Genomic DNA, 22,068 nt, shown 5'->3' with positions numbered 1-22,068 from the left:
GCGTTTCATTATATTCAAATTTTATCCAAATCAATCTCAAAACAACATAAGTAATTAAAGGATCTCGGCGACCTTTTGTTTATTCGAATCGTGCTACCCGTGCCGGATCAGGTCTCTTGGTCGGGGAAATCGCAATGTCGAACATGCCAAATACCGAGCTCGTAAACTTCGAGGCCCTTGCGAACGAGCCGAATATGGCGCGGCGCAACGAACTTGCGTGCAATGTCGCGACGCTGTTCTCGCTGACCTCCGAGAAATGTTCGGACGAGCAGATCGAAGTCTACGATTCGGTGCTGGTGCGGCTCTCCGACATGGTGGAGACGCAGGCCCGCGCCTTCATCGCCGGTCGCCTCGCCTCGCTGCGGCGGGCGCCGGAGGAGACCATTCGCCGGCTTGCCGGCGACGAGATCGCCGTCGCCCGCCCGGTGCTGGAGAAGTCCACGGTGCTGCGCGACAGCGATCTGGTGGAGATCGTCATGACCCGCGGCGACGACCACAAGCTGGCGATCGCGGCGCGCGAGATCCTGTCGGAAATGGTCACCGACGTGCTGGTCGAGACCGGCAATCTGGTCGTCCGCCGCACGGTGGCGCGCAATGACGGCGCCAGCTTGTCGAGCGCCGGCGCGCTTGCCCTGATCACGGCTTCGGGTCTCGACGAGGACCTGCAGATGGCGCTTGCCGATCGCGACGATCTCGACGAACAGGCGGTGTCGACACTGGCGGCGCTGGCAAGCGAACGGGTGCGCGCACGCCTGTTCGACGCCGGCACGTCCGAGGGCGGCGAGGTCCCGCGTGCCGCCCGTGTCGCCGCGCAGAAGCTCTCCAACGAGTTCTGGCTCGGCCGCTACGATTTCGAGACGGCGATCGGCCGGGTCTATGCGCTGGCCCGCGGCCCCGGCCTCGACGAGGCGACGCTGCTGCGCTTTGCCGAGGAAGACCGGTTTCCCGAGGCGGTCGCGACCTTCGCGATCATCGGCGACATCGGCATCGAAGAGGCGAAGCACTGGATGATGCGCACGGACACCGATCCGTTCCTGATCGTCGCCAAGGCCTCCGATCTTGCGCCGTCCACCGTCGAGAAGCTGCTGACCGTCGGCCCGTGGCGCTACCGCCTGCGGGCGCAGGACCGCGCGCGCATCCTGGTCCGCTATCGGGAGATCAAGCCGCACTCGGCGCGCCTGCTGCTCAGCCAGTGGCACGGCCGGGTCGCCTGACCGGCGAGCGCGAAGACCTGACAAGACGGAAAACGGGCGGGAACAGGGTCCCGCCCGCTGTCATTTCACAGCATGTGCTGCAAGGCTGCGGACTACTCCGCCGCCTCCAGCTTCAGCGGATCGTAGTTGAGGATCGGGGCAAGCCAGCGCTCGGCGGTGGCAAGATCCCAGCCCTTGCGGGAGGCATAGTCCTCGACCTGGTCGCGCTCGATGCGCCCGACGCCGAAATAGTGGCTGTCGGGATGGGCGAAGTAGAGGCCGGAGACCGAGGAGCCCGGCCACATGGCGTAGCTCTCCGTCAGTTCGATGCCGGCGGTTCGCGTCGCGTCCAGCAGCTCGAACAGCGTGCCCTTCTCGGTGTGGTCCGGCTGGGCCGGATAGCCCGGCGCCGGGCGGATGCCCTGGTATCTCTCCGCGATCAGGTCCTCGACGCTGGCCTCCTCCTGCGGGGCATAGCCCCATAGCGAGGTGCGCACGATCTGGTGCAGCTTCTCGGCGAAGGCTTCGGCGAGCCGGTCGCACAGGGCCTGGGCGAGGATCTTGTTGTAGTCGTCGCCGGCCTTGACGTAGCGGGCGACGAACTCCTCCTCGCCATGACCGGAGGTCACCGCGAAGCCGCCGACCCAGTCGGCGATGCCGCTCGCCTCGTCGGCGACGAAGTCGGCCATCGCCACATTGGCGCGGGTGCCTTCGGCGCGGGCCATCTGCTGGCGCAGCGTGTGCAGCATGGCGCGCTCGCCGGTGCGCTCCTCGTCCTCGTAGAGCACGATGTCGTCGCCGCGCGCGGCCGCCGGCCAGAAGCCGACGACGCCCTTCGGCTGCAGCAGGCGGTCGCGGACGATCTCGGCGAGCATCTTGCGGGCATCGTCGTAGAGCGCCCTGGCGGCCGGCCCGTAGCGGTTGTCGGTCAGCACCGCCGGATAGCTGCCCTTGATCTCCCAGGTGGAGAAGAACGGCGTCCAGTCGATCACCTCGACCAAGTCCTCCAGCGGCACCTCGATCGGGCGGATGCCGAGGAACGAGGGGCGCTGCGGCCGGTAGCTGTCGAAGGACGGGCGGAAGCGGTTCTTGCGCGCCTCCTCCAGACTGGTGCGGCGGGACTGGCCGCGCGAGCGCGAATGCCCCTCCGCCGCCTTGGCATAGTCGGCACGCAGGGCCTCGACATAGCCGTCGCGCTCGGTCTTGTTCAAAAGCTTCGAGACCACGCCGACCGCGCGGCTGGCGTCCGTCACATAGACGGCCTGCGAGCGGCGATAGTTCGGGTGGATCTTCACCGCCGTGTGGATCAGGCTGGTCGTCGCGCCGCCGATCAGCAGCGGCAGGTCGAAGCCCTCGCGCTCCATCTCGGCCGCCACGTGGCACATCTCATCCAGCGACGGGGTGATCAGGCCCGACAGGCCGATCACGTCGACCTTCTCCTTGCGCGCCGTCTCGAGGATCTTCGCCGCCGGCACCATGACGCCGAGATCGATCACCTCGAAATTGTTGCACTGGAGCACGACGCCGACGATGTTCTTGCCGATATCGTGGACGTCGCCCTTGACGGTGGCGAGCAGGATCTTGCCGGCGCTCGGCATGTCCTCGATGCCCTGCTCGAGCTTTTCCTGCTCCATGTAGGGCATCAGATAGGCGACCGCCTGCTTCATCACGCGGGCCGACTTCACCACCTGCGGCAGGAACATCTTGCCGGCGCCGAACAGGTCGCCGACGATGTTCATACCGGCCATCAAGGGCCCTTCGATGACATGCAGGGGACGCTCGGCCTTGGCGCGGGCCTCCTCGACGTCTTCCTCGATATAGTCGGTGATGCCGTTGACCAGCGCGTGGGACAGGCGGTCCTCGACGGCGCGCTCGCGCCAGGCGAGGTCCTGCACCTTCTGCTTGCCGCCCTGGCCGCGGAAGCGCTCGGCGATCTCCAGCAGCCGGTCGGTGGAATCGGCGCGCCGGTTCAGCACCACGTCCTCGGAGAGCTCGCGCAGCTCCGGATCGACGTCGTCATAGACGGCGAGCTGGCCGGCATTGACGATGCCCATGTCCATGCCGGCCGCGATCGCGTGGTACAGGAACACCGAATGCATCGCCTCGCGCACGGGCTCGTTGCCGCGGAAGGAGAAGGACAGGTTCGACACGCCGCCCGACACATGGGCATGCGGCAGGTTCTGGCGGATCCAGCGGGTCGCCTCGATGAAATCGACGCCGTAATTGTCGTGCTCGGAAATGCCCGTGGCGACGGCGAAGATATTCGGGTCGAAGATGATGTCCTCGGGCGGGAAGCCGACCTCGTTCACCAGGATCTCGTAGGAGCGCCGGCAGATCTCGGTCTTGCGGGCCTGGGTGTCGGCCTGGCCCTGCTCGTCGAAGGCCATGACGACGACCGCCGCGCCGTGGCGGCGCACCAGCTTGGCCTGGGCGATGAAGGCGTCCTTGCCTTCCTTCATGGAGATGGAGTTGACCACCGGCTTGCCCTGGACGCATTTCAGGCCGGCCTCGATCACCTCCCACTTGGAGCTGTCGATCATCACCGGCACGCGGGCGATGTCCGGCTCGGCGGCGATCAGGTTCAGGAAGGTGACCATCGCCTCCTTGGAGTCGAGCAGGCCCTCGTCCATGTTGACGTCGATGATCTGGGCACCGCTCTCCACCTGCTGGCGGGCGACTTCCAGCGCGGTGGCGTGGTTGCCCTCCTTGATCAGCTTGCGGAAGCGGGCCGATCCGGTGACGTTGGTGCGCTCGCCGACATTGACGAAGTTGATCTCCGGCGTCAGCACGAAGGGCTCGAGGCCCGACAGGCGCATGCGGCGCGGCGGCTCGGCCGGTTTGCGCGGGGCATGGCCGGCAACGGCCTGCGCAACGGCGCGGATGTGGTCGGGCGTGGTGCCGCAGCAGCCGCCGACGATGTTGACGAGGCCGCTCGCCGCGAATTCGCCGACCAGCTCGGCCATCGCCTCGGGGCTTTCGTCATACTCGCCGAACTCGTTCGGCAGGCCGGCATTGGGATAGGCGCAGACCAGCGTGTCGGCAACGCGCGAGAGCTCCGCCACATGGGCGCGCATTTCCCTGGCGCCGAGCGCGCAGTTGAGGCCGATGGAGAACGGCCTGGAATGGCGCACCGAGTACCAGAAGGCCTCCGGCGTCTGGCCGGACAGGGTGCGGCCGGACAGGTCGGTGATCGTGCCGGAGATCATCACCGGCAGGCTGACGCCCTTTTCCTCCAGCACCTCGTCGATGGCGAAGAGGGCGGCCTTGGCGTTCAGCGTGTCGAAGATGGTCTCGACCAGCAGGATGTCCGAGCCGCCGTCGATCAGGCCGCGCACGGCCTGCGCGTAGGCTTCCCTCATCTCGTCGAAGCTGACGGCGCGATAGCCCGGATTATTGACGTCCGGCGAGATGGAGAGGGTGCGGTTGGTCGGCCCGAGCGCGCCGGCGACGAAGCGCGGGCGCGAGGGATCGCGGGCCGTGACAATATCGCAGGCCTCGCGGGCGAGCTTTGCGCCGACGAGGTTGAGCTCATAGGCCAGCTCCTCCATGGCGTAGTCGGCCTGGGCGATGGTGGTGGAGGAGAAGGTGTTGGTCTCGACGATGTCGGCACCGGCCTCCAGATAGGCGATGTGGATGTCGCGGATCGCTTCGCCCTGCGTCAGGCTGAGCAGGTCGTTGTTGCCCTTCACGTCCTGCGGCCAGTCCTTGAACCGCTCGCCGCGATAGCCGGCCTCGTCCAGCCTCAAGGCCTGGATCATCGTGCCCATGGCGCCGTCGAGGATCAGGATGCGGTCGCGGGCGGCGGCGGCAAGGGCCGACGCCACTGTCTTGGTCTTGTCTTGCATGATCGGTCTCAGGCTGCCTGCTGTTCCAGAGAGGCCGGGCGCAGGCCCAGCATGTGGCAGATCGCGAGAGTGAGGTCCGCGCGGTTCATGGTGTAGAAGTGGAAGTCGGTGACGCCGCGGTCAACCAGGTCCAGCACCTGCTCGCTGGCCACCGCCGAGGCGACCAGCTTGCGCGTCTCCGCGTCCTGGTCGAGCCCGGCGAAGCGCCGCGCCAGCCAGTGCGGGATCGAGGTGCCGCATTTCGCCGAGAACACCATGGTCGTCTCAAAATTGACGATCGGCAGGATGCCCGGAACGATCGGGATGGTGATGCCGGCCGCGCGCACCTTCTCCAGGAAGGTCTCGAACAGGTCGTTGTCGAAGAAGTACTGGGTGATCGCCCGGCTCGCGCCGGCGTCCACCTTGCGCTTCAGGTTGTCGATCTCCGCCGCCCAGTCGGGGCTCTCGGGGTGGCGCTCCGGATAGGCGGAGACGGACACCTCGAAATCGTCGGAGACGCGGCGGATGCCGGCCACCAGGTCGGAGGCATAGGCATAGCCCTGCGGGTGCGGCTGGTAGATGGCGCCCAGCCCTTCCTGTGGATCGCCGCGCAGGGCCACGATGTGGCGCACGCCGATCTCGTGGTAGCCGCGCACGATCTCGTCGACCTCGGCGCGCGAGGAGCCGACGCAGGTCAGATGCGCGGCCGGCGCAAGGCGGGTCTCCTTCACCATCCGCTCGACGGTGCGATGGGTGCGCTCTCGGGTCGAGCCACCGGCCCCGTAGGTCACCGAGACGAAGGAGGGGCCGAGCGGCTCAAGCCGCTGGACGGCCGACCAGAGCGAGGCTTCCATCTTGTCGCTCTTCGGCGGAAAGAACTCGAAGGAGACGGAAACGCCGGTTCCCTGGTCCAGCTCGAAGCGGCGGAATCTCTCGGGCGATGACATGTCAGGCGACCTCCTGGGTCAGGCTAAGTTCTGGGAAATCGGAAACGATGCGCGGATCGCGGGCGAGCCAGATGGTGACGGTGAGCCGGTCGGCCTCGCCCGCTTCCGGGTTGAGGTCGCGGATCTCGGTGACTTCGAGGCCGGCGGCATGCAGCCAGCGCCCCATCTGCTCGCGCGAGAAGCCGAGGCGGCGATGGGCGTGCTCGTCGCGCAGGAATTCCAACGCGTGCGGGGCGAAGTCGACGATCAGCAGCCGGCCGCCGGGCCGCAGCACCCGCGCCGCCTCCTCGATGGCCCGGCCGGGGTCGTCGAGGAAATGCAGCACCTGATGCAGGGTGATCAGGTCATGGCTTTCGGCCGGGATGTTGAGCGCGTAGATGTCGCCCTGGCGGACCTGCACGTTGCGCAGGCCCTGGCGGGCGAGATTGGCGCGGGCGACGGTCAGCATGTCGTGGCTGGCGTCGAGGCCGAGTGCCTGCTCATACTGGCCGGCAAAGAGCGAGATCAGGCTGCCGGTGCCGGTGCCAAGGTCCAGCAGCGAGCGGAACGGCCGCTCGCCGACCATCTCGCGCAGGGCCTGCTCGACGGCCGCTTCCGGCACATGCAGCGAGCGCTCCTGGTCCCAGGTCTTGGCGCGCGAGGCGAAGAAGGCGGCTGCGGCCTCGGCCTTGGCGCGGCGGGTGGCGGCAAGGCGCACCCGGTCGCCGGCCAGCACCGCGTCCTGCGGATCGAGCCGCGACAGCAGCAGGCGGGCGAGATCGCCCATCGGCCCGTCGCCGAGCCGGTAGAACACCCAGGCGCCTTCCGGGAAGCGCTGGACGAGGCCGGCCTCGGTCAACAGCTTGAGATGGCGCGAGATTCGCGGCTGGCTCTGGCCGAGAATGACGGTCGCGTCCTTGACGGTCAACTCGCCATCGGCCAGCAGGGCCAGGAGGCGCAGCCGCGTGTCCTCGCCGACCGTGCGCAGGCCGGCCAGCAACTGCTCGGCGCTGAGCAGCGGCTCGCCGGCTGCAGGGGCGGCAGCGGCAGGGGTGCGGGCGGTCTTGGCGTTGGTGGTCATGCGCATCCTCGAAAGCAGGCCTGCTCGAATTTCAGCATCGCAGGAAGATATAAAGATATCTTTATGCCTAAATCGCTCGAGATGCAAGGGCGGATATGCCCGGATGGGGAGAGGGCCGGCTGTGGCGTGATCCTCATGTCGCCGGCTTGAGGGCGCGGACACGGTGAGGCTTCGCGCCTCACAGTGTCCCCGCAGACGTGGCCGAGGGGGGCTGTGGTTGTCCCGCTGCGCCGTCTTTGCGGCGGCCTCAGGGATCGAGCCGGAGACGGCAAGGGGGCAGCGACGGCCATGGCCGAGCGCCTGCCCTTGCTCAGTCCGCAGGAGGACGAGGTGTTGCTGGCGGAGGCCGGATTTTCCGCCATTTCGCTCTTCTATGCCGGCTTCACCTTCGCGGTTGGGTTTCGACCGCCTGACCGGGTCCTGGCCCGGCCTATCGGGTTTCGGCGGCTTCCACCAGCGGGTCCGCCACCGGTGGCTGTTCCAGCAACGGGCGAACGGCACCGGCGATCGCCTGTTTTTCGGCGTCCGTGAAATGGCGCGGGTCGGCCGGGTCCTGCGCCACACGCACGGTAACCTCGCGGTGGGCGAAATGTATTCCGTTGGCTTCGCACAGGTCACGAATGCCGGAATACACGACCTTGCGAAGGGCAAACTGGTCTCCCGGCCGGGTCATGAACTTGACGCGCACGATCATCGCCGAATCTTCCAGCGCCGTGACGCCCTGCGACTTCACCGGCTGAAGGAATTTTGGACCGTACTCCGGGTGCTCCATCAGGTCTTGGCCGAACTTTTTGATAAGCTTGCGCATTTTCTCGACGTCCGTGTCATAGGTGATGCGGAAGGCCAGCTTCATCACCGCCCAGTCGCGCGAGAAGTTCTTCACATACTTGATATCCCCGAAGGGAACGGTGTTCAGCGGTCCGTTGTGGTGGCGCAGTTGCATGGAGCGGATCGAGATCTTCTCGACCGTGCCCTTGACGTTACCGATGTCGATATACTCGCCCCTGCGGAAGGCGTCGTCGATCAGGAAGAAGGCGCCGGAGAAGATGTCGCGGATCAGCGTCTGCGCGCCGAAGCCGACGGCGAGGCCGACGACGCCGGCTCCGGCGAAGAGCGGGGCAATGTCGATGCCGAGTTGCGACAGCACGATCATGCCGCCGATCACCACGATGGTGATCAGCAGGAAATGGCGGAAGATCGGCAGCAGGGTCGACAGCCGGCTCTCGCCGGGCCCGCCGATCTCGATCTCGTCGCTGCGCTCGCCCGGCTGGTCGCGCTCGCGGTGAAGCTGGCGGTCGATGGTCAGTTCCACCGCCCGATAGCTCATATAGGCGAGGAAGATGACGACGCCGATTTCGAAGAGGTTGCCGACGATGGAACTCTTGTCGCGGGGATCTATCCCCCAGCGCGACAGCACGTATCCGATGGCGACGACCGCCGACAGGATCGTCGCCCCGTGGTCGAGCAGGTTGCGATAGGGCGAACGCCTCCCCTCGGCCTCCACCGCCTCGGCGGCGGCCTGTGCCTGCACCGCCTCGCGGTCCGGCGTCTCTCCGGCCGCTTCCTCCGCCCTTGCCAAATCCTCGCTGCGCCGCGCCTGCCGGGTGGAACTGTCGAGGCGCGGCAGCAGCAGCCGGTCGATGACCAGCACCAGCGCGCCATAGGCGGCGGCCCAGATCAGGCCGGCCAGAACCGGCGCGGCGACGAGGCCGATGGCGGCCTCGCGCTCCAGCAAAAGCCGGCCGGCGGAGACGACGAAGGCAACAGCGAAATAGAGGAGAAGGACGGGAAGCCAGAGGCGCGACAGCAGCCGGCGGCCGCGATTGTCCCCGTCCGCGTCGGGGCCGGCAACGAGGCGGCCGAGGGCGCCGCGATGGGCCACCGCCACCCCCGACAGCATCAGGCAGGTGACGCCGACGGAGAGGATCGCCAGCAGCCGGTGGCCGCCCGGATCGAGGTCCATCGCATCCAGCCATTCGTGCAGAGCAATGGTGAGGGCGGCGACCGCGCCGGTCGCCAGCAGCCAGCGATAGAGGCTGACGGCGCTGGCCTCGTCGAGGTCCAGCATCCGTATGCCGGCGTTGCCGGGCGACAGGACAGCGGTCAGGACGATGCGAAGAAGCAGAAGGATTCCAAAGCTCTGCAGGCCGATGAGCAGGGTGACCCGACCCGCCGCGTGATGTGAGGCCAGGAGGAAGGCGGCGGCCAGGGCGGCGGCATAGAAGGCGGCGACGGCGATCGCCATCAGGACGGCGCGGGCGATCAGGCGGCTGATGCGGGCCGCCCGCGTCGCCTCGGGCGGGCGGGCCGGCAGCAGCCGGGCGAACAACCAGCGCTCGCAGGCAGCAAGAGCGAAGCCGCCGACAATGAGCGAAGCGGCGAGCACGCCGAGCGTCGCCAGCAGCCAGTCGGGGTTATCCCCGGCGCGGCCGGCAATGGCAGCGGAGATCATCGAAGGCATCGCGGTGGCCGCGCCGAGCGTCTCGGCAAGCGCCGCTCGTAGCTCAAGTCCAAGTCGAACCAAGGGCTTATCGGCAGCCATCTCCATGGCTGTCGCGCTCTGGGCGGCTGCGGTTCCCGCGCTTGCGGCGATTGCAACCGCGCTCGCAAAAATTCTGGTCCAGTGGCCGCCTGCGACCTGTCGCGACACCTTGCTCATGGACTCTGTCCCCCGCTGCCCGCAAACGCCGCGGCACGGCTGCCGTGCCGCGCGCTTGCCATCAACCCAGTCGCCACTGTAGCGGGGCAAACTTACAGAACCTTTCCGCAAGACACCGGGAGACCGGAGATTTTCGCGCAAAAGCAGGAGCTTCGGGCAAAGCGGGGCCGCCGGCGCGCACCCTACATGCAAACGCCCGGGGCAAGGCCCGGGCGTCGAAACTGGTGGATCCTCGACAACAGCCGAGAATCGAGGGGATGCCGGTTGTCCCCGGCATCCGGCCTCTCAGGATTGCTTGTTGGGGGCGCGTGAATTTTGCGACGAATTTTGCAAAATTCCGTTCCGAAATCGCCAAAAATTGATACGCGGCTCTACAAATCCGGAAAGTGCATGTCTCCTGCGTCCCTCCCTCAGAGGAGGGCTCGAACCTCGACCTGCATGCCCCTGCCTGGGCCTCTCGGCCTCAGAACACGCCGATGACGATGGCACCGACGAAGGCGAATGCCGCACACACGGCCAAGAGATTGATGTTGCGGACAAGTGTCATGTTGTGGCCTCCCGCAGTCTCTCGATGGGTGAAGGATAAGTTACCGTGGCCAGCCGGCAAAGCGAAAAAGATGCTGCGTTGCGTCGCAGCCACATCGCCGCGGCGTTGGCCTCGTCAGGAATGGCGAGCGCGAGCCGCGGTTTCGCCGGGCGCGTCTCCGGTCATTTGCGCGGGGCAGGCGGAACAGGGGGCCGGTTGCGCGGCACCGCCAGACAATCCATGCTGCACTGCAGCATCGCGGAAATCGCCTCGCCGCCTCCGCTCCTCTCCCGAAAAGCCCTTAGCTAACAATTCCCTACCGGAAGTTACAGAGTTCGACCTGGGTTAACTGGAGAGAAACTGGATCGGTCTATGCTCTGGCGTGAAAGATTTGGAAGGGCTTGGGATGAAAACTGCGGATCTGACGGAACTGGCGCGTCAGGGGTCGCCGGAGAGCATCGGCGAACTCATCTCGGCGCTGACCGAGCTGTTCCTCAGGGCGGAGAGCCAGGAGCGCAGCCGGGTCAGTCCGGTGTTTGGCGATGTGGTGCTGCGCGTGCTCGACCGACTCGACATCCCGGTCCGCAAGCAGATGGCCTCGCGCATGCGCGCCGAGACGGAGGCGCCGCGCGATCTGTTGAAGGCGCTGGCGAAAGACAGCGAACTGGCCGTCGCCCGGCCGGTGCTGGAGGACGGCGGGCTGCTCAACGACGAGGAACTCGCTGAAGTCGCCGGTGGGGGGGTGTCGGCGCGGCATCTGGCGGTGCTGTGCGAAAGGCGGGGGATCAAGCCGGTTCTGAGCCGGGTGCTCGCTCAGAAGGGTGACAGCGCGGTGCTGTGTGCGCTGCTCGGCAACGAGACCGCCAGGATCGACACGGGGTCGTTTGAGCTGCTGGTCGCGCGCGCCCGCAAGGATGCCGATCTGCAGGGTGCGCTGGCGCACCGGCCTGACCTGCCGGAGCCGATCGCGGCGAAACTGGTGCCGATGCTGTCGCGCGAATTCGCGCAGCAATTGCGCGAGGAGAACGTCAATCCGGTGCTGACCAAGGCGATGGCCGAGCATTCCGCGCGCGAGATCGAGATCCGCCTGCGCGAGATCGGCGGCGCCAAGTCGAAGGTCGAGCAGTTGATCGAGGGGGCGATCGCCGGCACCGTGCCCGTCGACCAGGCGGTCGCCGCCTTTGCCGACAAGGACCGCGCCTTCGACCTCGGCAAGGTGCTGGCCGGCCGGGTCGGCTGGCCGGAAAACGTCGTGGTGCCGCTGCTGTCCCGCGAGGACGAGCATCCGCTGTTCGTGCTGGCCCGCATCGCCGGCGTCTCCGACGAGGCCTATGGCAAGGTCGTGCGGATGCGCGCCAAGAAGATGCGGATGTCGTCGGCAAGCTCGACCGAGTCGGTGCGCCGCTATGCGGCGCTGACGCCGGAGGCGGCGCGCGGCGAGTTCATCGCCATGGCCCGCAAGATGAAGCTGCCGGTGGAGATCGGCCAGGGCTGAGCCCGGACCTGTCCCCGCTTCAGCCCGTCTGCCCCGGATCGGTTATCCTCGACAGGCCTGGCCCCGGTCACCCGGCCCGGCCCGGCCCGAACCCTGCGCGGGGCTCAGGCCCCCTTCGCCAGACACTCCTCCAGCCAGCGCGCGGCGAGCAGCGTCGCCCGGTCGCGGCCGTGCAGCCCGATCAACTGGATGCCGAGCGGCAGGCCGCCCGCCGTCGCAAGGCCCGGCACGTTGACGCTGGGCCCGCCCATCAGCGTCCAGAGCCGGTTGAAGACGGAAGAGCCGGTGGAGGCGAGCCCGGCCGGGGCCGCGCCCGGCGCGGAGGGCATCATCAGCACGTCGACCTGGGTGATCACCTCGGCGAAGGCATGGCGGGCCTGCCGCGCGACCTCCAGGGCCGCGTCATAGGCGGCCGGCGCGATGGCCGCGCCGTCTTCCAGCGCCTTCGTCAGGATCGGGCTGATCAGGTCGGGCGCCGCGTCGACCTCGGCGGCGAGGGCGCGGGTCGCCTCGAAATCCTGGATGGTCTGGTGGGCGGCGAAGGCCTCGCGGAAGACCGGCGGCAGCGACACGCGGGAGACGGCGGCACCGGCGCGGCCGGCGCGGGCGATGGCGGTATCGAGCGCTCCCTGCATGTCGTCGTCGGCCTGGGCCCAGGGCTGCGGATCGACGACGCCGATGCGCGGCGGCAGCGACACCATCGCATCCACCCGCCAGTCACGCGCCGACAGCACGCTGCCGGCGAAGGCGACGTCGGCGATGCCCTTGCCGAACAGGCCGAGCGTGTCCAGCGTCCAGGAGAAATATTTCAGGCCGACGGTCGGTAGATGGCCGAAGGACGGCTTGAAACCGGCGACGCCGCAGAAGGAGGCCGGCCGCACCACCGAGCCGCCGGTCTGGGTGCCGAGAGCCAGCGGGAAGAAGCCGGCGGCAACGCCGGCGGCGGAGCCGGAGGAGGAACCTCCCGGCGTGTGCTCGGGATTGTGCGGGTTGCGGGTCGGGCCGGGCTGGAAGAAGGCGAATTCGGTGGTGACGGTCTTGCCGAGGATCGCGGCGCCGGCACGCTTCGCCAGCGCGACGATGACCGCGTCGACCGCCGGACGATGGCCGGCATGGATCGGCGAGCCGTAGCTGGTCGGGAAGCCGGCCGTGTCGATATTGTCCTTCACGGCGAGCGGCAGGCCCATCAGCGGGCCGTGGGCGGCATGGGCGGCGCGGCGGGCGGCCTGCAGGTCGTGTTGGACGAAGGCCTGGACCACCGCTTCCTGCCCGGCGATGCGCGCGGCGATCTCGTCGTACAGCGCATCGATGGTCAGCGTCCCGGCATCCAGCGACCGGGCAAGATCAAGGGCAGACAGCATGGTTTCCTCCGCTCAGCGGGGGACGATCATCACCACATACGGCCGGGCCGCAAGTGTTTTCAGGTGGATACACGCTGCGGCTGCCGCAAGCCGGGAAGCGCGGCAAACGCGAAACGGCCCGGCGGGAGGAGCCGGGCCGTTCGGGGAGGGGGCCGTCAGCGGGCTTGCGCCGTTACTGGCAGAAGCGCTGCTGGCCCTGATAGGTCGTGTAGGTGCCGGTGTTCGGATTGAAGCTCCGGTACTTGGCCGCGCAATAGGAATACCATTCCGGGGTATAGGGCTGCAGGGTGCCGCGGGTCACCACCACCGGCGGGGCCGGGGTGTAGGGATTGCTGCGGTCGGCCGGGTCGAAATAGACGGTGCCGCGCGGGGGCAGCGGATCGCGGTAGATGTATTCCGGCTCATAGACCGGCTGCGGCGCGCTGAGCGCCGATCCGAGGATCGCGCCGGCGGCAAGGCCGATCACGCCGGCAGCAACGGCCGCGCCGACATCGTTGCCGCGGTTGCCGCGATGATGGCGATAGTCCGGACCCGGGCGGTGCGGCCGGTAGACCCGGTGATGCTGGTTGCCGCCACGATTGCCCCAGCCGTTGCGGCCGTCGCGGGCCTCGGCGGAAGGGGCGAGCGTCGGCACCAGCAGGGCGCCGGCAAGCGCAACGGCAAGAGCGCGGGCAGAGAGTTGCTTCAGGGCCATGGGGTCGTTCCTTCCAGTGGCTTTAAGTGTTCATGGGGCGACAGTGCCACCCGGCGCTTGAACGTCGACTGAGACGCCCGTTCATCTGGCGTTCAGGTTTCGCAGGCTGCCGCCAGGGGCCGCACACCGCCGCTCAGCGGCAGAAGCGATAGCGGCCCGAATAGGCGAGATAGTAGCCGGTGTTGGGGTTGAAACTGCGATATTTGCGCGTGCAATAGGCGTACCACTGCGGCGTCCAGGGAGCGTAGGCGCCGCGGACGGCACGGGGCGGAGCGACATATTGGGGGGCCACCAGTGCCTGGCCGAGGATGGCGCCGGCGGCAAGGCCGAACACCGTCGCAGCGCCGCCACCGAAATAGACGCCGCTGCCGCCATAGCGGTAGTTCCAGTCGTCGCGATAGGGTCGATAGTGGCGCTGGACCCGGTAATGCCGCTGCGGCCGATAGTGGCGATGCGTGCGGTGGCCGCCCCAATGCCGGCCGCCCCGATATTGGCCGCCCCGATATTGGCCACCCCGGTGCTGGCCGGCATGGCTGCCGACGGGGATCACGGTCTCGGCGGCGGCGGGGCGCGGCGCGGTGATGTCGACGGCGAGCGCGAGCACGGCGACGAGGACGCCCCTGACGGCCCAGGAGATCAGTCGTTCTGCGCGGTGGTCGGTGTTTGCGGCCATGGCAGGCCTCCCTTGCAAAGACCTCTTTTCCTTGCAAGCATTGCTCGCAATGTGGCGACAGCAAGGCCCGGAGGCCCGGCCCGGCCGTCGCCGGCCATTGCTTTCCGGCCGCGGCGCGGGCAAAACACCGGCAGCCACGCGCTGCCGCGCCAGCCAGTTCGCCCCACCCTTCGATCCCGAACGAGCAGAGCTCCGTCATGGCTGAAGACGACCGGCCGGAGGTGATCCGGCCCACCGACGACGAGGCGCGTCTGCTGTCGCGCCGGCTGATGCGGCTGGCGCGCTACGGCGCGCTCGGCGTGCTCGACCCGCAAGACGGCATGCCCTTCGTCTCGCGCGTCGGCCTTGCCACCGAAATCGACGGCACGCCGGTGATGCTGGTCTCGCGGCTGTCGCAGCACACGGGCGCGATCCTCGGCGATCCGCGCTGTTCGCTGCTGGTCGGAGAGCCCGGCAAGGGCGATCCGCTGGCGCATCCGCGTCTGACCATCGTTGCCCGCGCGGAACGAATCGACCCGGCCGATCCGGGGCACGAGGCGGCCCGGCGGCGCTATCTGCTGCGCCATCCCAAGGCGAAGCTCTATGTCGACTTCGCCGATTTCGCCTTCTTCCGCATCGTCCCCGAGCGCGCGAGCCTCAATGGCGGTTTCGGCAAGGCCTATCACCTGACGGCGGAGGACCTGCTGCTGTCGGGAGAGGTCCTGGCGGAGCTTGCCGCCGCCGAGGCAGGGGCGGTCGAGCACATGAACCAGGATCATCTCGACGCGGTTCGGCTCTACGCGCAGACGCTGGCGAAGGCGCGGCCCGGCCCCTGGCGCCTGTCCTCGCTCGATCCGGCGGGGCTCGATCTCGTCGACGGCGACAGGGTGGCGCGGCTCGACTTCGATCCGCCGCTGGAAAGCGCGGGCGAGCTGCGCCCGCGCCTGGTCGCCCTTGCGAAACGGGCCAGGGCTGGTGAATGATCCGGAACCGGGCCGAAGCGCCGGCCGACTGCCGAGGAGAGAGCCTGCACCGTGACCGTGCCTATGATCGCGACCCGCACCCCGACCCTGCCGCCGCGCGTCGTCGCCGCTCTGTTGCTCCTGCTGACGCTGGTGGGCGCAAGCCCGGCCGCGGCCTATCAACTGGAGCCGTTCAAGGACCGGCTGTTCGCCTATCCGGGATTGCTGGCCGGCAAGGCGGACGATGCCTTCGTCATCGTCGACTACGACAAGCGCCGCGACATCCACCAGCGCGACAAGGAATGGGAGCGCGAGGTCTTCGGCGAATATGTCTCGATGCGGCCGAGCAGCTCGCAGAAGGACCTGAAGCTGACGGCCGGCGGGCGGACGATCACCTATATGCGGGTCGGCGAGCCGCGCGGCGCCAGGGCGATCGTCATCTATGTGCACGGCCAGGGCGGCAACCGCTTCCAGGGCATGAACGACGTCAGCTTCGGCGGCAATTTCAACCGCATCAAGAACCTGATGGTGCGCAATTCCGGCCTCTACATGACGCTGGACGTCAAGGATTTCGACGCGCGCGGGGCGGGCGACGTCAAGGCATTGATGCAGCACTATGTGAGCCAGGCGCCGCAGGCGCGGGTCTATGTCGCCTGCGGCTCGATGGGCGGCTTCCTGTGCTGGCGGCTGGCGCGCGACAGCGGCGCGGCGGCGATGATGGGCGGCATGCTGCTGATGGGCTCGACCTGGGACGAGGATTTCCTGTCGAGCGGCACGTTCCGCTCCGGGCGGCTGCCGATCTATTTCGGCCATGGGAGCTGGGACGAGGTCTATAACTGGAAGCGGCAGGCCGCCTTCTACGAGCGGCTGAAGGCGCGCAAGTCCGACTATCCGGCGCGCTTCGTGCTGTTCGAGACCGGCACCCACGGCACGCCGATCCGCATGACCGACTGGCGGCTGGTGCTCAACTGGATGTTCGCGGCGGCGGGCAGGTAGGGGAGCGCGGTGGCGGCGGCGTGGTGCTGTTGCCGCAACCGGATGCGGGCCGCCCGGTGGGACGGCCCGCTGCCATCGGCTTCCGCGATCGGTGCGGCTACTTCCAGACCACGTCCTTGTTGCGGACGGTGATCGTCGTCATGTTGCAATAGTCGATATTGGCGTCGACATAGGTGCCGTCGGTGAAGTCGATGCGGGTGCGCACGGTGCACTCGCCCTCATTGGTGCCGAAGTCCATCTCGAACGTGTCGCCCGGCAGGATGATCTCGTCGAGCCAGTTGTCGCTCCACACGCCGTTTTCCTGGGTGCGGAACGAGGTGACATTGGCGGCCGAGCGGTTTTCCAGATCGAACTTCCACTCGGTCGCCGCAGCGGTGCCGGCGGTGACCAGCAGCAGGGTCACGGCGGCCAGAATTGTTTTTGCGGTCATACGACTAGCCCCAGGGTCAAGCGCGGCTCCATTGCCGGCGCAAGACGATACAGCCGGGCTGTTTCCCTTGAAAAGCGGATAATTTTTCCGCCCGGCGCGGCATCGGCCGCCGACGGCGGAGGTCGGGGCGGGCAGGGGTTGACTTGGCGCGAGACGGCGCGAGACTGCGCTCAGCGGTTGCAGTCGCGGCGCGGGGAGGCGTGGTCATGCTGAGCTTCAAGTTCACCTGCTGGAACATCGAACATGCCGACAAGCTGATCGACGCGCTGGCCGATGGCACTGCCACGAAGCGACAGCGGGCCGAGGCGCGGCGGGAGGCGATTGCCGAGGAGATCGCTCGGATCGATCCGGACATCCTGCTGGTGGGAGAAGGGCCGAACGGGGAGGACCGGGCGCGCGGCTTCTTCGAGCAGGTGGCGCCCGGATACCGGCTGGTGACGCGCGGGTCGAGCGAACGGCGCGACTACGGCATGCAGGGCACCGACGCGGCGACCGGCCGGCAGTGGCTGTGGTTCCTGGTTCGCCGGGGCGCGCCGATCGAGGCGGATCTGCTGCATCTCGACCGCTGGCGGGCCCTCACCGACGCGGCATCCGGGGGCGAGCACCGGGGCGGCCGCTGGCAGGTGTCCTTCCCGAAATATGTCGGCGGCAGCCTGCAGTTCGACATCGACGGCAATCATATGCACTGGCGCCATCCGCAGGTTCTGCTGGCGGCGATCGATGGCCATCGTTTCGAGATCATCGGGGCGCATCTGAAGAGCAAATACACCCAGGTGCGCGGCACGGGCGACGTGTCGGACGCGGCCTTCTTCGCCAACAATCCGCAGTTGGTGGCGGAGCTGATCAAGGCACGGACCAAGATCACCACCGAATGCGCCGACATCCGCCACTATATCGACGCGCGCTTCGAGGCGGATGCGAGCGCGCCGATCATCGTCGCCGGCGATCTGAACGACGGGCCGGGCAAGGAGCGCATCGAGCGGCGCTTCCTCTACCACGACCTGATCAGCACGCTGCAGGGCGAGATCTTCTTCGCGCGGCGCTTCCTCAACCATGCGCTGTTCGACGCGCCGGAGGACGAGCGCTGGTCGGTGTTCTTCCGCGATGCGCTCGATCCGGGCCGCAGCCCGCATATTCTGCTCGACCACATCCTGTTCAGCCAGAGCTTCACCGGCAATCGCCAGGTGACGCCCTTCGCCTATCGGGCAAGGCAGGGCGGCGGCCTGGTCGAGCATGCGCTGCACCATGCGGTGACCGGCCCGCGCCCGGCCTATGCGATGACCAGCGATCACAAGCCGGTGTCGATGGTGTTCGACCGGCGGGAGGAAACCCGCCCCTCCGCCTGACCGGCGCGAACCGGGCGGCCTGACGGCCGCCCGGATGTTGCGGAGGCGGGGCGGCCGTCAGGCCGCCCGGATGTTGCGGAGGCGGGGCGGCCGTCAGGCCGCCCGGATGTTGGCCAGGAAGGTCGCCAACTCGTGCTGCAGGGTGTTCGACTGCTGCGACAGCACGCCGACGGTGGACAGCACCTGGCGGGCGCTGGAGCTTGAGTCCATGGCGCTTTCGCGCACGGTGGTGATGCTGCGGGTGATCTCGTCGCTGCCCTGTGCCACCTCGTGGACATTGCGGGCGATTTCGGCGGTCACCGCGTTCTGCTCCTCGATCGCCGAGGCGATGGCCGAGATCTGGCCGTTGATCTGGCCGATGGCGGCGACCACCGCCTCGATGGCGGAGGAGGTGAGGGCGGCGCCCGACTGCATGTCGCCGACCTGGCGGCTGATGTCCTCGGTCGCCCGTCCGGTCTGGTTGGCCAGCGCCTTGACCTCGCCGGCGACCACGGCAAAACCCCTGCCGGCCTCGCCGGCCCGCGCCGCCTCGATGGTGGCGTTGAGGGCGAGCAGGTTGGTCTGTTCGGCGATGTCGTTGATGAGCTTGACCACCGCGTCGATCTTGCGGGCGGAGGCGGAGAGCGCGCCGACCGTCTGGCTGGAGCTGCGGGCATTCTCGGAGGTGGTGCCGGCGGCGCCGAGGGCGGCGGTCACCTGGCGGCTGATCTCGCCGATGGAGGCGGAGAGCTCTTCGGCCGCCGAGGCGACGGTCTGGACGCCGCGGCTCGATTCCTCGACGGCGGCCGCGACCGTGTTGGCGGTGCCCGAGGTCTCGTTGGCGTTCTTCGCCAGCATCTGCGCTGTGGCTTCCAGCTCCTTCACGACGGTTGCGATACTGTCGGAAACGCCCTTGACCGTGGTCTCGAGACTGTCGGCAAGGCGGAGCGTTGCCGCGCGCTTCTCGTGCTCGATGCGCTCTTCCTCTTCCCTCGCCTGCTCCTGCAGGCGCCGGATCTCGATGGTCTTCTCGCGGAAGGACTCGAACGCCACGGCGAGTTCGCCGATCTCGTCGCGGCTGCGCACGGCGATCTGCACGCTGGTGTCGTCCTGCGCCAGCCGGTTGAGCGCATGAACGACGGCGCGCAGCGGCCGGCTGATGCCGAAGATCGAGAGCAGCAGGGCGATGGCGAGCCCCGCCGTCAGGGCGAAGAGCGACACGGTCGCCATGATCTTCAGCCCGTGCAGCTCGTGCGCCTTGGCCTCGCGGGCGGAGTCCTCGGTGAACCTGTTGAGATCCGCGGTCAGCGCCGCCAGTTCCGCGTTCAGCGCCTGCTGCTCGCGCTCCAGTTCCACCGCGACAGTCGAGGCCCTGGCGATGTCCCCGGCGCCGATCCGGTCGATGACCTCGCGGATGTGCCGGTCGTAGGTCTGGTGTTCCGTCTCGATGCGCTTCAACTGCGCCAGCACGGCCTCGTATTTCAGCCGGTGCTCCGGCGTCGTCGCGAGCTTGATGCCGTGCTCGGCCAGGTCTTCCGCCTGGAGGATCTCCGCCTGGACGGTCGCAGCCAGCCTCGTCAGGCCGGCTGTCAGGTCGGCGATCGTGCCGGTGGCCTCGGACGCCTTCAGATCGGCGGCCCTCAGCAGCCGTTCCAGCAGCAGCGCCTGCTCCATCTGGTGCAGGGTGACATTGGTGACGTTCACCGTCAGGGGAATGGTCTCCTCGGCAATCTCCGTCAGTTCCTCGCCGATCTTCTGCATTTGCAGGAGACCGGTTGCGGCAATGACGAGCATCATTGCCCCGAGGAACGCGACGAGGCCGAGAATTTTCGCGGCGATTGAGCGCAGGCGGCTGGTTCGGTGGCGCGAAGAGATCATTTTTCAAAACCTTGTGTTGAGAATCGGCGTCAAGTCGTCAATCGTCAAGGTTGCAGCTTCGACACTGATGCAGGTTTCCGTGCGCCTCATGATCCTCATCGCCAATTAACAAAAACATAAAATAACCTGAAGTTGCATATAAACAATTTGAAAATATTTTTTAGTTCAGTTGGTTGCATCGTAAAAATTGCCTAAGTCTTTTTTCCTCAAAATCAATGTATTTGTATTTTCCCTTATGGAATCATCGGTGATAAGCGCCATCTCAATTCGGATATATATTAGAAAAAGCTTATATCGCGCGGCGGTCGCAAAAAAACCGCCCCGGCTGGGGCGGTTTCAAAGGACGCGCGGAGCGGCCGGAGAGGCTTACTCGGTGCCCTGGATGGCCGCGAGCACCCAGTCGCCGCCCTTCTGGCGGCGGAAGGTCCAAAGTTCGGTGCTTTCCTGCGGTTCTTCCAGGCTGCCCGAGAGGACGCGGCCGGAATTGCGGTCGAGGATGGCGTCGAGGGCGGAAAAGCGCATGGCGACGGTCGCGTAGTCGTCGTCACCCTCGCTCCAGGCCTCCGAGAGGTCGCCCTGCAGCAGCTTCACGTCCGAGACGGCATTGCGCTTGCCGGCAGAGGCGAGTTCGCCCAGTTCCTCGGCGAGGAAGGACATCGCCTCGGGCGTCGCCAGACGGCGGAGCGCGGCGTAGTCCTCGCGGCCATAGGCGTCCTGCACGTCGGCCAGCATCTGCTCGAAGCGGTCGAAGTCGGCCTCCTCCAGATCGAGCGGCGTTTCCATGACAGAAGCCTGGACCGGGGTGGCCGTGCCGCTGCCCATGCCGGTGCTCCCCATGCCGCCGAAGCTGAACGGGGTGCGGGTGGTGTCCCCGGCATGGCCGCCGAAATTCGGGCGGGCGCCACCGGCCGCCGCGGCTGCGGGCTGCTCGCGCCGCGCGCCGAAGAAGCGCATCGCCAGGACGACGAGAAAGCCGATCAGCGCCACCTGCAGGAGAAGGCCGAGGAAGCCGGCAAACCCGCCGAGGCCGCCGCCGAAGAGCATGCCGATCAGGCCGCCCATGAGAAGGCCGCCGAGCAGGGCGCCGCCCATGCCGCCGAAGAGGCCGCGCGAGGGCTGGGCCGCCTGCGGCTGGCGGGCGCCGCCCGGCACTGCCTGCTGGCCCTGCGCCGGCTGCGGCGTCATCGTGCGCTGCATCGGCGCGGCGGTGCCGGGGGCGGTGTTGGTCGGGGCGGGGGCGGAAAAGGTGCGGGCACCGCGGCTGCCGAAGCCGCCGCTGCCGGCGCGGCGGGCTTCGGCAAAGTCGACGGCGGCGAAAAGCGCGGCAATTCCAAGGGCAATAACGGCTGTCGTCTTGCGCATCCGGCGGGCGGCAGCTTGCATCAGGGATTTCCTCCGATCGGCTCAGGTCGAGAACAACGCCCGTCATATGGGAGTCCGGCGGGCGCATTGCCAGCGCAAACGGCTGGCCGTTCTCGTTGTGTGCGCAAGAAATGAAGGGCGGCCCCGGGGGACGTCCGGAGAACCATGCTCGGCGCGCCGGTCCGGGAGGACAACCGGAGGGGGGCCGGCGGAGAGTCGTTTCCGCCGTTCCTTACGCACATACCCCTCCTTGGCGTCTTCCCGGACGAGGCCGAAGGCCGACGATCCGGGATCGGGGAGGCACGGCAGTCGTGGGTTCGTTCGTGAGTGCCTTCGCGAGGCCCTTGGCTCGCCGGTCCCGGCTCGGCGCTACGCGCCGTCCGGGAAGACGAAAGGAGAGGATTGCGTCCGGGAGGATGCTGCAGCACCGGGGCGTGAGCCGAACCGTTCGGGGTTGCTAGATCCCGGTCTTCGGCTTCGCCGAAACCGGGACGACAGCCGGAGAGTGGGGCTCGGCCAGCGCGTCCTCATCAGTGCTCTGGCAACGAATGGGCCCCGGGTCGCGGCTCCGCCTTGCCCGGGGTTGTTCGTCTGAAGAGGTGGTAGAGTTTGGGCGGTCTCCCGGCCTGAACCGCCGGGAGACCAGTGGCAGGCGACCGGACCGGGGTTGGGCTTTCGCCCGTCGTCATCAGGGTCCCTGCCGC

15 protein-coding genes are annotated in these 22,068 nt (G+C 67.7%); 5 read left to right on the top strand and 10 right to left on the bottom strand.

Annotated features, from left to right (window positions below; genetic code table 11):
* Positions 1-134 precede the first annotated feature (134 nt).
* A complete protein-coding gene (locus tag TSB10GB4_RS19090; RefSeq protein ID WP_186387312.1) occupies positions 135-1,214 on the top strand; it encodes a DUF2336 domain-containing protein in 1,080 nt (359 codons plus the stop codon).
* Between the two features lie 92 nt (positions 1,215-1,306).
* On the opposite strand, the gene metH is transcribed toward TSB10GB4_RS19090, so the two are convergent.
* The 4 genes from metH to TSB10GB4_RS19070 all read right to left on the bottom strand — a co-directional run bounded on the left by metH (position 1,307) and on the right by TSB10GB4_RS19070 (position 9,548).
* Positions 1,307-5,038, bottom strand: a complete 3,732-nt coding sequence (gene metH, locus TSB10GB4_RS19085; protein ID WP_186397052.1) for a methionine synthase — start codon at positions 5,036-5,038, stop codon at positions 1,307-1,309.
* Between the two features lie 8 nt (positions 5,039-5,046).
* On the bottom strand, positions 5,047-5,964 hold the full coding sequence (gene metF, locus TSB10GB4_RS19080; protein WP_186397051.1) for a methylenetetrahydrofolate reductase [NAD(P)H]: 918 nt from the start codon (positions 5,962-5,964) through the stop codon (positions 5,047-5,049).
* A gap of 1 nt (position 5,965) precedes the next feature.
* Positions 5,966-7,024, bottom strand: a complete 1,059-nt coding sequence (locus TSB10GB4_RS19075; protein ID WP_186397050.1) for a metalloregulator ArsR/SmtB family transcription factor — start codon at positions 7,022-7,024, stop codon at positions 5,966-5,968.
* A 430-nt stretch (positions 7,025-7,454) separates the two neighbouring features.
* Complete coding sequence (locus tag TSB10GB4_RS19070) at positions 7,455-9,548, bottom strand: mechanosensitive ion channel family protein (protein WP_208984883.1); 2,094 nt, start codon at positions 9,546-9,548, stop codon at positions 7,455-7,457.
* A gap of 1,067 nt (positions 9,549-10,615) precedes the next feature.
* Between TSB10GB4_RS19070 and TSB10GB4_RS19065 the strand changes: the two genes are divergently transcribed.
* Positions 10,616-11,704, top strand: coding sequence for a DUF2336 domain-containing protein (locus TSB10GB4_RS19065; RefSeq protein WP_186397048.1), 1,089 nt, complete (start codon positions 10,616-10,618; stop codon positions 11,702-11,704).
* A 104-nt stretch (positions 11,705-11,808) separates the two neighbouring features.
* On the opposite strand, the gene TSB10GB4_RS19060 is transcribed toward TSB10GB4_RS19065, so the two are convergent.
* From TSB10GB4_RS19060 to TSB10GB4_RS23700, 3 genes are all read right to left on the bottom strand, one after another.
* Positions 11,809-13,065, bottom strand: a complete 1,257-nt coding sequence (locus tag TSB10GB4_RS19060; RefSeq protein ID WP_186397047.1) for an amidase — start codon at positions 13,063-13,065, stop codon at positions 11,809-11,811.
* A gap of 172 nt (positions 13,066-13,237) precedes the next feature.
* Positions 13,238-13,759 carry a BA14K family protein gene (locus tag TSB10GB4_RS19055; RefSeq protein ID WP_208984882.1) on the bottom strand — a complete coding sequence of 174 codons (522 nt, stop codon included), beginning with the start codon at positions 13,757-13,759 and terminating at the stop codon, positions 13,238-13,240.
* Positions 13,760-13,892: 133 nt separating this feature from the next.
* Positions 13,893-14,432: a BA14K family protein gene (locus TSB10GB4_RS23700; protein WP_208984881.1), complete on the bottom strand. Its 540-nt coding sequence runs from the start codon at positions 14,430-14,432 to the stop codon at positions 13,893-13,895.
* A 197-nt stretch (positions 14,433-14,629) separates the two neighbouring features.
* Between TSB10GB4_RS23700 and TSB10GB4_RS19045 the strand changes: the two genes are divergently transcribed.
* Both TSB10GB4_RS19045 and TSB10GB4_RS19040 read left to right on the top strand, forming a co-directional pair.
* A complete protein-coding gene (locus tag TSB10GB4_RS19045; protein WP_186397046.1) occupies positions 14,630-15,394 on the top strand; it encodes a HugZ family protein in 765 nt (254 codons plus the stop codon).
* Positions 15,395-15,445: 51 nt separating this feature from the next.
* A complete protein-coding gene (locus TSB10GB4_RS19040; protein ID WP_244570966.1) occupies positions 15,446-16,369 on the top strand; it encodes an alpha/beta hydrolase in 924 nt (307 codons plus the stop codon).
* A 97-nt stretch (positions 16,370-16,466) separates the two neighbouring features.
* Here the strand turns inward: TSB10GB4_RS19040 and TSB10GB4_RS19035 are convergent, their stop codons facing one another.
* Positions 16,467-16,799, bottom strand: coding sequence for a hypothetical protein (locus TSB10GB4_RS19035; RefSeq protein WP_186387320.1), 333 nt, complete (start codon positions 16,797-16,799; stop codon positions 16,467-16,469).
* A 206-nt stretch (positions 16,800-17,005) separates the two neighbouring features.
* Between TSB10GB4_RS19035 and TSB10GB4_RS19030 the strand changes: the two genes are divergently transcribed.
* Complete coding sequence (locus TSB10GB4_RS19030; RefSeq protein WP_186397045.1) at positions 17,006-18,145, top strand: endonuclease/exonuclease/phosphatase family protein; 1,140 nt, start codon at positions 17,006-17,008, stop codon at positions 18,143-18,145.
* Positions 18,146-18,238: 93 nt separating this feature from the next.
* Here TSB10GB4_RS19030 and TSB10GB4_RS19025 read toward each other — a convergent pair whose 3' ends face one another.
* Both TSB10GB4_RS19025 and TSB10GB4_RS19020 read right to left on the bottom strand, forming a co-directional pair.
* Positions 18,239-20,002 (bottom strand): methyl-accepting chemotaxis protein, encoded by a 1,764-nt coding sequence (locus TSB10GB4_RS19025; RefSeq protein WP_208984880.1) that lies wholly within the window; start codon positions 20,000-20,002, stop codon positions 18,239-18,241.
* Positions 20,003-20,368: 366 nt separating this feature from the next.
* Positions 20,369-21,385 (bottom strand): TIM44-like domain-containing protein, encoded by a 1,017-nt coding sequence (locus TSB10GB4_RS19020; RefSeq protein ID WP_186387321.1) that lies wholly within the window; start codon positions 21,383-21,385, stop codon positions 20,369-20,371.
* Between the last annotated feature and the right edge of the window lie 683 nt (positions 21,386-22,068).

Origin of the sequence: Stappia sp. TSB10GB4 (genome assembly GCF_900185745.1) — a bacterium.
Taxonomy (GTDB): domain Bacteria; phylum Pseudomonadota; class Alphaproteobacteria; order Rhizobiales; family Stappiaceae; genus Stappia.
Note: the sequence above shows the minus strand (reverse complement) of the source record. Positions and strands in the feature narration are given on the sequence as shown.